This is a genomic window from Pseudidiomarina aquimaris, from assembly GCF_003987395.1.
In the GTDB taxonomy this organism is placed as follows: Bacteria; Pseudomonadota; Gammaproteobacteria; order Enterobacterales; family Alteromonadaceae; genus Pseudidiomarina; species Pseudidiomarina aquimaris.
This window is the reverse complement of sequence record NZ_PIPT01000002.1, coordinates 204,395-220,674: the sequence shown is the minus strand read 5'-3', so window position 1 is coordinate 220,674 and position 16,280 is coordinate 204,395. Positions and strand designations below refer to the sequence as shown.

Below are 16,280 nucleotides of genomic sequence, written 5' to 3'. Positions count from 1 at the left end.
CTAAGATTCTTGAAGGAGCAGTGGTAGCTTGTTTGATAGGTTTGAAAGTGGTGAACAGGCTATCCTGGTGCACGTTGATTTCCCGGCTGAAAACGATCGGGAAGACCTCTCTGAACTCAAATTACTTGTTTCCTCCGCAGGCGTAGAGACGCTAGCGGTGGTCACTGCCGCGCGCTCGACACCGAGTTCGCGGTTTTTTGTTGGTAGCGGTAAAGCGGAAGAAATCGCTGAAGCCGTGAAGTTGCATAACGCCAACATTGTCATTTTTAATCACAGTTTGTCACCTACCCAAGAGCGTAACTTAGAAAAGCTCTGTCAGTGTCGCGTGCTTGATCGCACCGGACTCATCTTGGACATTTTTGCCCAGCGGGCACGCACCCATGAAGGTAAGTTGCAGGTCGAACTGGCGCAGTTGCGACACATTTCGACGCGTCTTGTGCGGGGCTGGACACACTTGGAGCGGCAAAAAGGTGGTATCGGCTTACGGGGTCCAGGTGAAACGCAGCTGGAAACCGACCGTCGTTTGATTCGTGGACGGATTAAAAATATTTTAGGGCGCTTGCAAAAGGTACAAAAGCAACGTGAACAAGGTCGCCGTGCGCGGCAACGAGCTGAAATACCAACAGTATCGCTGGTTGGCTATACTAACGCTGGCAAATCGACCTTGTTTAATCGCATTACTGAGTCGGATGTCTACGCTGCTGACCAATTGTTTGCAACGCTCGATCCAACTTTGCGTAAGCTCGAGCTCCCTGACGTGGGCCCGATTATTTTGGCCGACACCGTAGGCTTTATTCGGCATCTACCACATGAACTGGTAGCTGCATTCAAGGCAACTTTACAAGAGACCCAAGACGCTGATCTTTTGCTGCACGTTATCGATATAAGTGATGAGCGCCAACAAGAGAATGTTGAGCAGGTCACCGAAGTATTGCATGAGATTGGCGCAGATGAAGTGCCGCAATTATTAATTTGTAACAAAATCGACCGCATTGATGCGGGCGAAGCGCGGATTGATTACGACGATCAGAACCAACCGATTCGGGTCTGGCTGTCGGCGCAAACCGGCGAGGGTGTTGAGTTACTGAAACAAGCGCTGGAGCAACGGTTACGACCCGCCATGGTTAACGTTGCGCTTAAAATTCCGCCGTCGATGGGCAAGTTACGAGGGCGACTCTACGCTTTGAATAGCGTCACTGAAGAAGCCGCCTGTGACGATGGCGCACTGGCATTAAAAGTGCGCATGTCAGCGGTCGATTGGCAACGTTTATGCAAACAAGTTGCCGATGAGTATGGCGATAGTTTGCAAGGCTTTGTAGAATAGCTCATTAAAGACGACAAAATTCATTTATAGTTCGACCTACAGTTGGAGTAGTCAATGGCCTGGAATCAACCGGGAAACGGTAACAATAACGACCGTGATCCATGGAAAAACCAAGGCGGTCGCGATCAAGGTCCACCGGATCTTGATGAAGCGGTACGCAATCTTTTAAGCAAATTTGGTATCGGCGGCTCAGGTAAAAAAGGCGGCGGTTCGTCATCTTCTGGTGGCGGTTTCCCAAGCAAAGGCTTCGGCATCATTGCTGTGTTGTTAGTAGTCGTTTGGTTTATTGCCGGCTTTTATACCGTAAAAGAAGCAGAGCGCGGCGTTGTCTTGCGGTTTGGTAACTTCCACAACCTCGTTGAGTCTGGTCTGCATTGGCGTCCAGTCTTTATCGATAGCGTGGAAACCGTTGACGTGAGCAACGTACGCCAGTTCCAGTCTGAAGGTTTTATGTTGACCCAAGACGAGAACGTCGTGCATGTCGAGCTTGACGTGCAGTATCGCATTATCAACCCACGCGATTATTTGTATGCCGTTGAGAATGCCGATAACAGTCTTGCCCAAGCGACGGATAGTGCACTGCGTTATGTCGTTGGCCACACTACGATGGATGAAGTGCTCACCGTCGGTCGTGAAAATGTTCGCACCAACACCCTTGAATTACTGGAAAATATCATCGCACCTTATCAGCTTGGTATCCAAATCGTTGACATTAACCTGTTGCCAGCGCGGCCACCAGAAGCTGTAAAAGATGCGTTTGACGATGCCATCGCTGCACAAGAGGACGAGCAACGCTTCATTCGTGAAGCCGAAGCTTACGCACGTGAAGTCGAGCCGCTAGCGCGTGGTCAAGTACGCCGTGTACTCCAAGAAGCGCAAGCCTATCGCGAAGAGCAGGTGTTGAAAGCGCAGGGTGAAGTCGCGCGTTTTAACGAATTGTTGCCGCAATACAAGAAAGCACCAGAAGTTACCCGTGACCGCTTGTATCTCGAAACGCTCGAAAAGATCTATGCCAACACTGCGAAAGTGATGGTCGACGTCGAAGGTAGCAACAACATGATGTATCTACCGCTCGACAAGATCCTTGAACAGCAACGTCGCAATACCGACAGCGCACCGAGCATGTCAGGTAACGAAGGACAAAACTCAACCTCAAGTAACTCGACGCGCAATAACAGTAGCCGTCAGGGGACATCAACGAATTCAACCGGCCGCACCAGTGATCGGTACGACGGAGGTCGAGGCTAAGCTATGAAAAACTTAATTGCAGTACTTGTAATCATCGCCGTTATCCTCGGCTTCAGCTCACTATTTGTGGTGAACGAAGGTGAACGGGCGATCGTGATTCAATTTGGTAAAGTACAGCGTGATGCTGATACCGGTATGCCGACGGTCTACGAACCGGGTCTTCATTTCAAATTGCCGCTCATTGAGCAAGTGAAGCGACTAGATGCTCGTTTCAAAACCCTTGACGGCGACCCGGACCGCTTTGTAACAAGCGAGAAGAAAGACCTTATCGTAGATACCTACGTGAAGTGGCGCATTTCAGACTTTGCTACTTATTACCTGTCGACCAACGGCGGTAACCAAGCACAAGCAGAAGCATTGTTAACGCGACGTGTGAACAGTGGCCTGCGTGCCGAGTTCGGTAGTCGCACCATCAAGGAAATTGTCTCAGGTGAGCGCGATAACTTGATGCGTGAAGCTTTGATTCGTGGCGCCGACAGTGCACAGGAGCTGGGTATTGAAGTTATCGATGTACGCGTGATGCAGATCAACTTGCCGACCGAAGTCAGCCAGTCGATCTTCCAGCGTATGCGCGCCGAGCGAGAAGCAGTTGCTCGTGAGCACCGTTCAGAAGGTCGTGAGCAGGCTGAGTTCATTCGCGCAGACGTCGATGCCCGTGTTACGGTTATGCTTGCCGATGCAGAGCGTCAATCGCGCCAAATCCGCGGTGAAGGTAACGCAGAAGCAGCAGGTATCTACGCTGAAGCCTATCAACAAGATCCGGAATTCTTCCAGTTCTTGCGCAGCCTTCAAGCTTATGAGACGAGTTTTGCGAAGGGTAATGATGTGATCGTTCTCGAGCCCGATAGCGATTTCTTCAAGTACCTGAAGAGCATTTCAGGAAGTTAATCGAGAGCCGGCCCCGCGCCGGCTTTTTTTATGAGCGAAAGGCGATGTTTGATGTTCGCTGTTCGCACGTTCACTGCGTTCACTTTTCGTTGAAAGCAGGATATTGTTACTTCCGAGTTTTTTGGTTTAAACAAACAACGAACAGCGAACAGCAAACATCGCTCTTGGATCTTTTATGTCGTATAAGAAGCATTATCGGTATTTTCTTGAGCAGCATCCTGACTCGCTCCACTGCTCACCTCATAGCCATCACTATTGGCCTGACGTGACCCGTGCGGCGCAGCTTGCGTATTGGGACGACAGCGCCAGAGGCGTCGACCATAAGTGGAACACAATTTTCGGTGAGCGTATTCCGAGTGTTCAGCACTTGCTTGCTGAGCTACTTGACCATCCTGCACCGGAGCAGTTTGTATTTGCTGGTAACACCCATGAACTACTGTATCGCGTCATCACTTGCTGCGACCCTGCGCAGCCGCTGCGGATTTTGACGAGCGACGGTGAGTTTCACAGTTTTTCGCGTCAAGTTCGGCGCCTCGAAGAGCGCGGTAACGTTGAGGTAGTGCGCATTGCCTGTGAGCCCTACAGCGATTTTGCACAACGCTGGCGACGGGCTTTGCAATCACAGCCTTTCGATTTGGTCTTTTGTAGTCAGGTGTTTTTTAATTCGGGGGTAGTTGCCCCCTGGGTGGAAACCTGGATCGACGAAATACCAACAACGACACAAGTGATCATCGATGGCTATCACGGCTGTGGGGCGCTGCCAACCCGTTTACGCGCGGTTGCTGACCGGATTTTCTATGTTGCCGGTGCATACAAGTATTTGCAGGCCGGCGAGGGGTGTTGCTTTATGAGTGTGCCGCGTAACACGCCTTTGCGACCTGAATATACAGGTTGGTTCGCCGATTTTGCTAATTTGGCGAAGCCGCAACAGCAACGCGTGGAATATGCGAACGATGGCCTGCGCTTTGCAGGAGCAACCATGGATTTTACGGCGCTATATCGCCTTGAAGCAGTATTACAGTGGTGGCGTGAAGACAACATCAGTGTTGCTCAGATCCACCAGTATGTGCAGCACCTTCAACAAGCCTTCTTGCAAGTGATTGATTCACTTGCACACCCACTATTGAAGCGAGAGAACCTGTTGGTCGATGATCTTAGTCATCACGGACATTTCTTAACTTTCCAGCTCTCGTCTGCAGAAGAAGTTGCGCAACTTGCTGATAAGTTACAGCAAGCTGGTGTCGAAACCGATTACCGCGGCAAGCGGCTTAGATTTGGTTTTGCGCTTTACCATGATGTTGATGACTATCAGCGTTTGAAAAAAGCGTTAAGCTGAGCTTGATGGGCTACCGAAGGCGGCAAATACCTGTTAAAATCGCCGCCTGTTTTTTCAACAGTAACGCTGGTAGCACTAATCATGGGTAAAAACGTCGTAATTCTCGGCACGCAGTGGGGTGACGAAGGTAAAGGTAAGATTGTTGATTTACTTACCGATAAAGCTTCGTTGGCAGTTCGTTATCAAGGCGGACACAACGCCGGACACACCTTGGTGATCGAGGGCGAGAAAACCGTACTTCATCTTATTCCATCGGCCATTTTGCGTGACAACGTGAAGTGTGTCATCGGTAATGGCGTGGTTTTATCGCCAGAAGCCTTGATGGAAGAAATTGCCATGCTCGAGAAGCGTGGTGTTCCTGTTCGTGAGCGCTTGCTGATCAGCGAAGCGTGCCCATTGATTCTGCCTTATCATATTGCGCTCGACCAAGCGCGCGAAAAAGCTCGTGGCAATAAAGCCATCGGTACCACCGGTCGTGGTATTGGTCCTGCATACGAAGACAAAGTGGCGCGTCGTGGCTTACGCGTTGGCGACCTGTTCAACTTTGCGCGCTTCGAAGGAAAATTGCGTGAAGTGGTTGAGTTCCACAATTTTACCTTGGTCAACTACTACAAAGTTGATGCGGTAGATGTAGACGAAGTCCTCGCTTACTGTCGCGAAGTGGCAGCGCAACTTGAAGGCATGGTTGCAGATATTCCAGCGCTACTTGATGACGCTCGCAAAGCCGGCGAGAATCTCATGTTTGAAGGTGCGCAAGGTACATTGCTGGATATCGACCACGGTACCTACCCGTACGTGACATCGTCAAACACCACCGCTGGTGGCGTATCGACCGGTGCCGGTTTTGGCCCGCGTTACATTGATTATGTATTAGGTATCGTCAAAGCCTACACCACGCGTGTCGGTAGTGGCCCATTCCCTACCGAGCTCGATTGCGATGTAGGTCAACACTTGGGCGTGAAAGGTCACGAGTTCGGCGCGACCACAGGTCGCAAGCGTCGCACTGGCTGGTTTGATGCTGTTGCCGCACGACGTGCAGTACAAATTAACTCTGTCAGTGGTTTCTGCTTGACCAAGCTTGACGTGCTTGATGGCTTAAAAGAATTAAAAATTTGTACCGGTTATAAGTTACCTGATGGTACTATCACTGAGTACCCACCGATGGCGGCTGAAGACTACGAATGTGTCGAGCCGATTTACGAAAGTATGCCAGGCTGGGAACAAAGCACAGTAGGCATTACTGAGCACAAAGATTTACCAACCGAGGCGCTTGCTTATATCAAGCGAATCGAAGCACTTACTGGGGTTCCTGTGGATATTATTTCAACAGGCCCAGACCGCGCTGAAACGATTATTTTGCAACATCCGTTCGCAAATTAACCAAACAGTCGCGGAATCGTAAAAAAATCAGCATTTACTATTGCATCATCAAAATCGATACAATAGAATGCGCTCCACCTAACCGGGGTGCCGGCATAGCTCAGCTGGTAGAGCAACTGACTTGTAATCAGTAGGTCGGGAGTTCGACTCTCTCTGCCGGCACCAACTCAAAATTTGTTTGGAGGGGTTCCCGAGTGGCCAAAGGGATCAGACTGTAAATCTGACGGCTCAGCCTTCGCAGGTTCGAATCCTGCCCCCTCCACCAATTTGCATTGTCTGTTTGAATGCGGTGAGTTCAGAATGGTTTGAGGTGGCCCGATTCAAGGCATGCGGGTATCGTATAATGGCTATTACCTCAGCCTTCCAAGCTGATGATGTGGGTTCGATTCCCACTACCCGCTCCAATAATCTGTAAGTGCTGATATAGCTCAGTTGGTAGAGCGCACCCTTGGTAAGGGTGAGGTCGGCGGTTCAAATCCGCCTATCAGCACCATCTCTTCGGCCAGCCCCCTCGAAAACATTCTCATCGGTTACGTAAATTTGACTCAATTTAGGTGTTTAACCACCGTACGTTGTCCAAAGAGAGGCTGTCATGTCAAAAGAAAAATTTGAACGTTCGAAACCGCACGTTAACGTTGGTACTATCGGCCACGTTGACCATGGTAAAACTACTCTGACTGCTGCCATTACAACCGTATTGGCAAAAACCTACGGTGGCGCCGCGAAAGACTTTGCTGCCATCGATAACGCGCCAGAAGAAAAAGCGCGTGGTATCACCATCTCAACTTCACACGTTGAGTACGATACTCCTACTCGTCACTATGCACACGTAGACTGCCCAGGACACGCTGACTATGTGAAAAACATGATCACCGGTGCTGCGCAGATGGACGGCGCTATCTTGGTAGTAGCTGCAACTGACGGTCCTATGCCACAAACACGTGAGCACATCTTGTTGTCACGTCAGGTAGGCGTACCTTTCATCGTTGTTTTCATGAACAAATGTGACATGGTAGACGACGAAGAGTTGTTGGAATTGGTAGAGATGGAAGTTCGTGAACTTCTTTCTGAGTACGATTTCCCAGGTGACGACTTGCCAGTGATTCAAGGTTCAGCGTTGAAAGCGTTGGAAGGCGAAGAGCAGTGGGAAGCGAAAATTCTTGAGTTGGCAGAAGCTTTGGATTCATACATCCCAGAGCCAGAGCGTGACATCGACAAGCCGTTCATCATGCCAATCGAAGACGTATTCTCGATCTCAGGTCGTGGTACTGTAGTAACTGGTCGTGTAGAGCGCGGTATTGTGCGCACTGGTGACGAAGTAGAAATCGTAGGTATCAAAGATACTACGAAGACAACTGTAACTGGTGTAGAGATGTTCCGTAAGTTGCTTGACGAAGGTCGTGCAGGTGAGAACATCGGTGCATTGTTGCGTGGTACGAAGCGTGACGAGATCCAGCGTGGCCAAGTATTGGCGAAGCCAGGTTCAATCACTCCACACACCAAGTTCGAAGCAGAAGTGTACGTATTGACCAAAGAAGAAGGCGGCCGTCATACTCCGTTCTTCAAAGGCTATCGTCCACAGTTCTACTTCCGTACAACTGACGTAACTGGTGCAGTCCAGTTGCCAGAAGGCGTAGAAATGGTAATGCCAGGCGACAACTTGAAATTCGTTGTTGACTTGATTCACCCAATCGCGATGGACGAAGGCTTGCGCTTCGCAATCCGTGAAGGTGGCCGTACAGTAGGCGCCGGCGTAGTATCTAAGATCTTAGATTAATATCGCCGCGTAGCCCGTAGTTCTACTACGGGTCAGGCTATAAAAGGGGAGCTTCGGCTCCCTTTTTTAATTTCGGAAAAGCGTTGTTCGCTATTCGCTGTTTGCTGTTCGTTTAAACCTAAAGCGTTGTTCGCTATTTGCTGTTTGCTGTTCGTTTAAAGCCAAAGCGCTCTTTGTTTTAGACGAAGAGTGAGCGCAGCGAACGTGCGAATAGCGAATAGCAAACAACGCCCTTCGTTTGCTCTTGTTTTAAGCGCCTTGATCGGTATAATACAGCGTCCATTTTCCGTCATCTGACGGTGAATTGCAGGGGTGTAGTTCCAATTGGTAGAACAGCGGTCTCCAAAACCGACGGTTGGGGGTTCGAATCCCTCCACCCCTGCCAACATAAATTCGCTGTTTGCTATTCGCTGTTCGTTGTTTGTTGAGAACGCTTTTTCGAACAGCAAACAGCAAATAGCAAACAACGGTTTTTCTAAATACAGGATTGAATAATGAGTGCTACTTCCGAAACGCAAAGCAGTTCTTTCGATAGCATCAAGTGGATTATCGCTATCGCGCTTTTGGCTGCCGCTGTATTAGGTAATTACTATTACGGTGAAACAGTTTCTGTACTTTATCGCGCTATCGCAGTCGTCGTATTGGTGGCTGTTGCAGGTATCGTAGCGGGTATGACCGGTAAGGGTCGCCGCTTCCGTAGCTTTGCCAAAGAAAGCCGCACCGAAGTACGCCGTGTCGTATGGCCGACGCGCCAAGAAGCCACTCAGACCACCATTATCGTGGTAGTTGCTACTGCGATTGTGTCATTGATTCTGTGGGGCATGGATGCGATTCTGGTACGCGTAGTAGGATTCTTCACCGGACTGGAGTTTTAAGCGATGAGCGAAATTAAGAAGCGTTGGTACGTAGTACAAGCCTTTTCAGGTTTTGAATCGCGTGTAGCGCAGTCTCTGCGTGAGCACATCAAAATGCATGGCATGGAAGACAAGTTCGGTGAAGTCCTCGTGCCAACCGAAGAAGTGGTTGAGATGAAAGCCGGCCAGCGTCGCAAAAGCGAACGCAAATTCTTCCCGGGTTATGTCTTGGTAGAAATGGCGATGGACGATGAGTCGTGGCACTTGGTTAAAAGCATCCCTCGTGTGCTTGGCTTTATCGGTGGTAAACAAGATCGCCCAACGCCAATCACGCAGAAAGAAGCCGACGCCATTCTTAACCGTCTGCAAGAGTCTGTAGACAAGCCGAAGCCGAAAACCTTGTTTGAACCAGGTGAAGTGGTGCGTGTCAATGATGGTCCGTTTGCTGACTTCAATGGTACCGTTGAAAGCGTAGATTACGAGAAGAGCCGTTTGACGGTTTCTGTTTCGATCTTCGGTCGCGCAACGCCAGTAGAACTCGAGTTCGGCCAAGTAGAAAAAGCCTAAAACACAAAAGCGTTGTTTGCTATTCGCTGTTTGATGTTTGTTGAAAGCTGAGACTAAAGCGTTTCTCGTTACTATCGAACATCGAACATCGAACATCGAACATCGAACATCGAACATCGGCGGACGTTTTTTGTCCGCCTTGTATTGCATTGGAGTGCGAAAACGGCTATACTTCGCCTCCTTTTTTACGTCGGGGAGCCGTTTGAGTAAGTCACCCCTTGGTTTTTGAGGCCTGTTGATGGTCGCAAAAATTGAAGACTTACAAGGCGTTAGACCCAAACCAAGAGGTATATAACATGGCTAAGAAAGTTAGCGCTATCATCAAGCTGCAAGTTGCAGCTGGTGCAGCAAACCCGTCACCTCCTGTTGGTCCAGCACTTGGTCAACACGGTGTGAACATCATGGAATTCTGTAAAGCGTTCAACGCAGCAACTGATCAGCTTGAAAAAGGCGCACCAGTTCCTGTTGAAATTACAGTATTCGAAGACCGTTCTTTCACGTTCATCACTAAGACTCCTCCAGCTGCATTCTTGTTGAAGAAAGCTGCAGGTATCAAGAGTGGTTCAGGTCGTCCTAACACTGAGAAAGTGGGTACTGTTACCCGTGCTCAGTTGGAAGAGATTGCCAAGGTTAAAGAGCCAGACTTAACAGCGGCTGACCTTGATGCAGCAGTACGTACTATCGCCGGTTCTGCTCGTGCGATGGGCCTGAATGTGGAGGGTCTGTAAGATGGCTAAATTAAGCAAGCGCGCTCGCCTGATTCAAGAGAAAGTTGAAGCTCGTGATTACGAAATCAACGAAGCAATCACTCTGTTGAAAGAATTGGCAACTGCAAAATTCAAAGAAAGCGTTGATGTTTCAGTCAACCTCGGCATCGACGCTCGTAAATCTGATCAAAACGTTCGTGGCGCAACTGTATTGCCAAACGGTACCGGTCGTGACGTTCGCGTAGCTGTTTTTACTAGCGGCGCAAACGTAGACAAAGCTAAAGAAGCTGGTGCTGACTTGGTCGGTATGGAAGATCTTGCTGAGCAAGTGAAAAAAGGCGAAATGAACTTTGACGTTGTTATCGCTTCACCTGACGCAATGCGTGTAGTCGGTCAGTTGGGTCAAATCTTAGGTCCACGTGGCCTAATGCCAAACCCTAAAACTGGCACCGTAACACCTGACGTTGCGACGGCAGTTCAGAACGCGAAAGCGGGTCAGATTCGTTATCGTAACGATAAAGCGGGTATCATCCACGCGACTATCGGTAAAGTTGATTTCGATAACGACAAATTGAAAGAAAACTTGGAAGCATTGCTGGCTGCATTGAAGAAAGCGAAGCCTTCTTCAGCGAAAGGTCAGTACATCAAGAAAGTTAGCTTGTCGACAACTATGGGCGCTGGCGTTGCCATCGACCAGGGTTCACTCGGCAGCAACTAAGGTTTGTGGGTTGGAGTCGCCACTTCGTGTAATAGCTTAGTGAATGTGGCTCCCGTCCAAGACCGCAGGTGTCTCGCGGTGATTTCTGAGAAGAAATGATTAGCGACACTTAATTTCCTGCGCAGATGGTGAAATCCGGCTCAGACTCTCTGGGTAAGAGATTCACCGTGACAACGTGGTAGATGCAATTCCGGTCTACCTATGTGTAACGATAGTTCGCGGCTCTGCCAAGAACTAAAAAAAGAGGTGATATCAGTGGCACTAGGTTTAGCAGCAAAAAAGGCAATCGTTAAAGAAGTTAACGAAGTTGCTTCGAACGCTCTATCCGTCGCTGTTGCTGAGTATCGCGGTATGGAAGTTGCGGACATGACTGTCCTGCGTCGTCAAGCTCGTGAGCAAGGCGTATATCTGAAGGTTATTCGGAATACTCTAGCGAAGCGCGCATTTGAAGGTACGCAGTTCGAAGACATGGACGAAGTACTGAAAGGTCCACTTGTTTACGGCTTTTCTTTGGATGCACCGGGCGCTTCTGCTCGTTTGTTCAAAGACTTCGCTAAAGAGAACAAGCACCTTAAAGTAACTGCACTCCACATCGGTAGCGGTGTAATGGGCGCAGACAAACTTGATGCAGTTGCATCACTTCCGACGCGTGACGAAGCATTGGCGAAATTGCTGGCCACCTTCAAAGCACCTGTTAGTAAGTTCGTTCGTACAGTTAACGAAGTACCTACTAAGTTTGTGCGTGTGTTGGCGGCAATTAAAGACGCTAAATAGAAGCGGTTTTTTAACCAATTTTTTTGTAATTTTTAACCCAGGAGTTTAGAGTTATGGCTCTTACTAAAGAAGATATCTTGAATGCAATCGCTGAAATGCCAGTAATGGAACTGGTAGAACTGATCGAAGCTGCTGAAGAGAAATTCGGTGTTGACGCATCTGCTGCTGTTGCAGTAGCTGCTGGCCCAGCTGCAGGCGGCGACGCTGCTGCAGAAGAGAAAACTGAATTCGACGTAGTATTGAAATCAGCTGGTTCAAACAAAGTTGGCGCAATCAAAGCAGTTCGCGCAGCAACTGGTCTTGGCCTGAAAGAAGCGAAAGCTATGGTTGAGTCTGCACCGGTAGCCGTTAAAGAAGGCATCGCGAAAGACGAAGCTGAAGAACTGAAAAAGCAGCTTGAAGAAGCTGGTGCAGAAGTTGAAGTTAAATAATCAACGACTGACACAAAAACTGGCCGCATAGGCCTAGGCCTGGTGACTTTTTGAGTCACCAGGCTTTTTGCGCTGTTAAGCATGTATCATTTTTGCCCGTTATTGGGGTGCATGCTCGCGGTGACAAAAACGGGAACGACAAGCTGTAACTAGTTTGTTTTTAACCATCGACTCCCCGGTGGTTAGGGTCATCAATCAGCTAGCTGAGGAACCCCATGGCGTACTCCTACTCTGAGAAAAAACGTATTCGCAAGGATTTTGGTAAACGACCTCATGTACTCGAGGTACCCTACCTGTTGTCAATCCAATTAGATTCATTCAAAAAATTTATTGAGCTGGATCCAGAAGGTAATAATGGTCTGGAAGCAGCTTTCCGCTCAGTATTCCCGATTGCCGCTTATTCAGGTAATTCGGAATTGCAGTACGTGAGCTATCACCTTGGTGAGCCAGTTTTTGACGTCAAAGAGTGTCAAATTCGTGGTATTACTTATTCTGCTCCATTGCGAGTGAAACTGCGCTTGGTTCTTTATGATAAAGAAGCAGCGGCAGGCACCGTTAAAGATATGCGCGAGCAAGAAGTCTATATGGGCGAAATCCCATTGATGACTGAAAACGGTACTTTTGTTATTAACGGTACCGAGCGTGTTATCGTTTCTCAGTTACACCGTTCGCCGGGCGTGTTCTTTGACCATGACAAGGGTAAAACCCATTCGTCAGGTAAAGTACTTTATAACGCACGCGTGATTCCATACCGTGGTTCTTGGTTAGACTTTGAGTTCGATCCAAAGGACAACGTATTTGTACGTATCGACCGTCGTCGTAAATTACCGGCGTCGATCATTTTGCGTGCGCTTGAATACACGACGGAAGAAATCCTCGAGATGTTCTTCGAAACCACGTACTTCCAGTTCCGTGGTAAGAAAGTATTCATGCAGTTGGTGCCAGAGCGTCTCCGCGGCGAAACCGCGAAATTTGACATCAAGAACGATGACGGCGAGATGATCGTCGAAAAAGGTCGTCGTATTACTGCGCGCCACATTAAGCAAATCGAAGGTCTTAACCAGCCAGAAATGGAAGTACCACTTGAGTACTTGGTTGGCAAAGTTCTCGCGAAAGATTACGTCAACAAGAAGACCGGCGAAGTGGTTGCAGAAGCAAACTCTGAACTAACGCTTGAGTTGTTGGCTGAGCTGCGTGAAGCTGGCTTTAAGAAATTTGAAACCTTGTTCGTGAACGACCTTGATCATGGTCCGTACATGAGCGAAACCCTGCGTATCGATCCAAGCAACAACCGCTTGGAAGCGTTGGTAGAAATCTACCGCATGATGCGCCCAGGCGAGCCGCCAACGAAAGAAGCGGCGGAAGCCTTGTTTGATAACTTGTTCTTCAGTGATGACCGTTATGACTTGTCAGCGGTAGGTCGTATGAAGTTCAACCGTCGTTTAGGTCGTGATGACTTAACTGGCCCAGGCACCTTGACCAACGAAGACATCATCGATGTCATGCGTAAGCTGATCGAAATCCGTAACGGTGTCGACGAAGTGGACGATATCGACCACCTCGGTAACCGTCGTATCCGTTCAGTAGGTGAAATGGCTGAGAACCAATTCCGTGTTGGTTTGGTTCGTGTAGAGCGCGCCGTTAAAGAACGCCTAAGCCTTGGTGACCTTGATAGCATCATGCCGCAAGACTTGATCAACGCCAAGCCGATTAGTGCTGCGGTGAAAGAGTTCTTTGGTTCAAGCCAATTGTCACAGTTCATGGACCAAAACAACCCGTTGTCAGAAGTGACGCACAAGCGTCGTATTTCTGCCCTTGGTCCGGGCGGTTTGACCCGTGAGCGTGCAGGCTTTGAGGTTCGAGACGTACATCCAACGCACTACGGTCGCGTATGTCCTATCGAAACCCCTGAAGGTCCAAACATCGGTTTGATCAACTCTTTGTCGACCTTTGCGCGTACCAACGAATACGGTTTCCTAGAAACTCCGTATCGTCGCGTAGACAATGGTGTTGTCACTGATGACGTAGATTACTTGTCAGCCATCGAAGAAGGTCAATTCGTAATCGCCCAGGCGAACGTGAAGACCAACGATAAAGGTGAGTTGACTGAAGACCTCGTGCCGTGTCGCCACAAAGGTGAGACGACATTGATGTCGAAAGAACAAGTCCAATATATGGACGTTTCACCACAGCAGATCGTTTCAATCGCTGCAAGCTTGATTCCGTTCCTTGAGCACGATGACGCCAACCGTGCCTTGATGGGTTCAAACATGCAACGTCAAGCGGTACCAACCTTGCGCGCTGATAAGCCGCTCGTAGGTACCGGTATTGAACGCACAGTAGCTGTGGATTCAGGTGTAACTGTGGTCGCCAAGCGTGGCGGTGTGGTCGATAAAGTCGACGCCAGCCGTATCGTGGTTAAAGTTAACGAAGAAGAGATGGTACCTGGTGAAGCCGGTATCGATATCTACAACCTCGTTAAGTACACCCGCTCGAACCAAAACACCTGTATTAACCAGATTCCTAACGTTAACGTTGGTGAACCGGTGATGCGTGGTGATGTATTGGCAGATGGTCCATCAACCGATATGGGTGACTTGGCCTTGGGTCAAAACTTACGCGTCGCGTTCATGCCTTGGAACGGTTATAACTTCGAGGACTCCATCTTGATCTCGGAGCGTGTGGTACAAGAAGATCGCTTGACCACTATCCATATCCAAGAATTAAGTTGTGTGGCTCGTGACACCAAGTTGGGTGCTGAAGAAATTACTTCAGATATTCCAAACGTGGGTGAATCAGCGCTGAACAAGCTTGATGAATCAGGTGTTGTTTACGTAGGTGCTGAAGTAGGCGGTGGTGACATCCTGGTAGGTAAAGTGACGCCTAAAGGCGAAACGCAATTGACCCCAGAAGAGAAGCTGCTACGTGCCATCTTTGGTGAGAAAGCGTCTGATGTTAAAGACAGCTCACTGCGCGTACCTAACGGCGTGACCGGTACTGTTATTGACGTACAAGTCTTCACCCGTGACGGCGTCGAAAAAGATAAGCGTGCCCTCGACATCGAGAACATGCAGCTTGAACAGGTTAAGAAAGACTTGACCGACGAGTTCAAGATCCTTGAGCGCGGTATCTATGAGCGTGCACGTAGCTTGTTGCTGGCCAACGGTTTTGACGAGTCAAAACTTGCCGGTCTTGAGCAAAGCAAGTGGCTCACACAAAACCTGAAGAACGAAGATGCGCAGCAGCAGCTCGAGCAAATTGCTCAACAGTATGAAGAACTGCGTAACGACTTCGACAGCAAGTTCGAGAACAAGCGCCGTAAGATCACCCAAGGTGATGACCTTGCGCCAGGCGTGTTGAAAATCGTTAAGGTGTACCTCGCGGTTCGCCGTCGCATCCAGCCAGGCGATAAGCTGGCCGGTCGTCACGGTAACAAAGGTGTTATCTCAACTATTCAGCCAGTTGAAGATATGCCATACGACGCTGAGGGTAACCCAGTCGATATCGTTCTGAACCCGCTGGGCGTACCATCGCGGATGAACATTGGTCAGATCCTTGAGACGCACTTAGGTTTGGCGGCTCGTGGTATCGGTACCAAGATCGAGAAGATGTTGAAGCAACAAGCTAAAGTTGCTGAGATGCGTGAATTCCTGCAAAAAGTCTATGACTTAGGTGATACGCGTCAAGAAGTCGACATCAGCACCTTCAGCGACGACGAAGTTATGCGTCTCGCGAACAACCTGAAGAAAGGTTTGCCTACCGCAACCCCAGTCTTCGATGGTGCGATTGAAAGTGAAATTAAAGAACTCCTGAAACTTGGTGACTTGCCTGAGTCTGGCCAGATCACTTTGTATGACGGACGTACTGGCGAACGCTTCGAGCGTGATGTAACCGTGGGTTACATGTACATGCTGAAACTCAACCACTTGGTTGACGATAAGATGCACGCGCGTTCAACCGGTTCGTACAGCTTGGTTACTCAGCAGCCGCTGGGTGGTAAAGCACAGTTCGGTGGTCAGCGCTTCGGTGAGATGGAAGTGTGGGCATTGGAAGCATACGGTGCGGCTTACACGTTGCAAGAAATGTTGACGGTCAAATCGGACGACGTAAACGGTCGTACGAAGATGTACAAAAACATCGTCGACAACGACTTGCGCATGGAAGCTGGTATGCCGGAATCCTTCAACGTATTGCTGAAGGAAATCCGCTCACTAGGTATCAACATCGAGTTGGACCAAGACTGAGACTAGACCGGACGCTAATTGCCAGGAGATAA

Annotated in this window: 13 protein-coding genes and 5 tRNA genes; all 18 read left to right on the top strand. The window is 49.1% G+C overall.

Annotated features, from left to right (window positions below):
* Positions 1–28: 28 nt before the first annotated feature.
* Entirely contained in the window at positions 29–1,324 is a 1,296-nt protein-coding gene (hflX, locus tag CWE21_RS04010) for a ribosome rescue GTPase HflX (RefSeq protein WP_126833169.1), read from the top strand.
* 54 nt (positions 1,325–1,378) lie between these two features.
* On the top strand, positions 1,379–2,572 hold the full coding sequence (gene hflK / locus CWE21_RS04005; RefSeq protein WP_126833168.1) for an FtsH protease activity modulator HflK: 1,194 nt from the start codon (positions 1,379–1,381) through the stop codon (positions 2,570–2,572).
* Positions 2,573–2,575: 3 nt separating this feature from the next.
* Entirely contained in the window at positions 2,576–3,460 is an 885-nt protein-coding gene (gene hflC, locus CWE21_RS04000) for a protease modulator HflC (RefSeq protein WP_126833167.1), read from the top strand.
* Positions 3,461–3,635: 175 nt separating this feature from the next.
* The gene (locus CWE21_RS03995) at positions 3,636–4,796 is read left to right on the top strand and encodes an aminotransferase class V-fold PLP-dependent enzyme (protein WP_126833166.1); all 1,161 of its coding nucleotides are present in this window, start codon (positions 3,636–3,638) and stop codon (positions 4,794–4,796) included.
* 81 nt (positions 4,797–4,877) lie between these two features.
* Entirely contained in the window at positions 4,878–6,176 is a 1,299-nt protein-coding gene (locus CWE21_RS03990) for an adenylosuccinate synthase (protein WP_126833165.1), read from the top strand.
* An 89-nt stretch (positions 6,177–6,265) separates the two neighbouring features.
* Positions 6,266–6,341 (top strand) — tRNA-Thr (locus tag CWE21_RS03985).
* Positions 6,342–6,356: 15 nt separating this feature from the next.
* Positions 6,357–6,441: transfer RNA gene (locus tag CWE21_RS03980), tRNA-Tyr, on the top strand.
* Between the two features lie 64 nt (positions 6,442–6,505).
* Positions 6,506–6,580, top strand: a tRNA-Gly gene (locus CWE21_RS03975).
* A gap of 13 nt (positions 6,581–6,593) precedes the next feature.
* Positions 6,594–6,669, top strand: a tRNA-Thr gene (locus CWE21_RS03970).
* 99 nt (positions 6,670–6,768) lie between these two features.
* On the top strand, positions 6,769–7,953 hold the full coding sequence (gene tuf, locus CWE21_RS03965) for an elongation factor Tu (RefSeq protein ID WP_126833156.1): 1,185 nt from the start codon (positions 6,769–6,771) through the stop codon (positions 7,951–7,953).
* Between the two features lie 308 nt (positions 7,954–8,261).
* A tRNA-Trp gene (locus CWE21_RS03960) sits at positions 8,262–8,338 on the top strand.
* A gap of 109 nt (positions 8,339–8,447) precedes the next feature.
* Positions 8,448–8,828, top strand: coding sequence for a preprotein translocase subunit SecE (gene secE, locus CWE21_RS03955; protein ID WP_126771766.1), 381 nt, complete (start codon positions 8,448–8,450; stop codon positions 8,826–8,828).
* 3 nt (positions 8,829–8,831) lie between these two features.
* Positions 8,832–9,374 (top strand): transcription termination/antitermination protein NusG, encoded by a 543-nt coding sequence (gene nusG, locus CWE21_RS03950; RefSeq protein ID WP_126833164.1) that lies wholly within the window; start codon positions 8,832–8,834, stop codon positions 9,372–9,374.
* A gap of 296 nt (positions 9,375–9,670) precedes the next feature.
* Positions 9,671–10,102: a 50S ribosomal protein L11 gene (gene rplK / locus CWE21_RS03945; RefSeq protein ID WP_126763538.1), complete on the top strand. Its 432-nt coding sequence runs from the start codon at positions 9,671–9,673 to the stop codon at positions 10,100–10,102.
* Between the two features lies 1 nt (position 10,103).
* On the top strand, positions 10,104–10,799 hold the full coding sequence (gene rplA / locus CWE21_RS03940; protein ID WP_126833163.1) for a 50S ribosomal protein L1: 696 nt from the start codon (positions 10,104–10,106) through the stop codon (positions 10,797–10,799).
* A 255-nt stretch (positions 10,800–11,054) separates the two neighbouring features.
* Entirely contained in the window at positions 11,055–11,573 is a 519-nt protein-coding gene (gene rplJ / locus CWE21_RS03935) for a 50S ribosomal protein L10 (protein WP_126833162.1), read from the top strand.
* Between the two features lie 53 nt (positions 11,574–11,626).
* The gene (gene rplL / locus CWE21_RS03930) at positions 11,627–12,004 is read left to right on the top strand and encodes a 50S ribosomal protein L7/L12 (protein WP_126771758.1); all 378 of its coding nucleotides are present in this window, start codon (positions 11,627–11,629) and stop codon (positions 12,002–12,004) included.
* Positions 12,005–12,219: 215 nt separating this feature from the next.
* Positions 12,220–16,248 (top strand): DNA-directed RNA polymerase subunit beta, encoded by a 4,029-nt coding sequence (rpoB, locus tag CWE21_RS03925; protein ID WP_126833161.1) that lies wholly within the window; start codon positions 12,220–12,222, stop codon positions 16,246–16,248.
* The last annotated feature ends 32 nt before the right edge of the window (positions 16,249–16,280 follow it).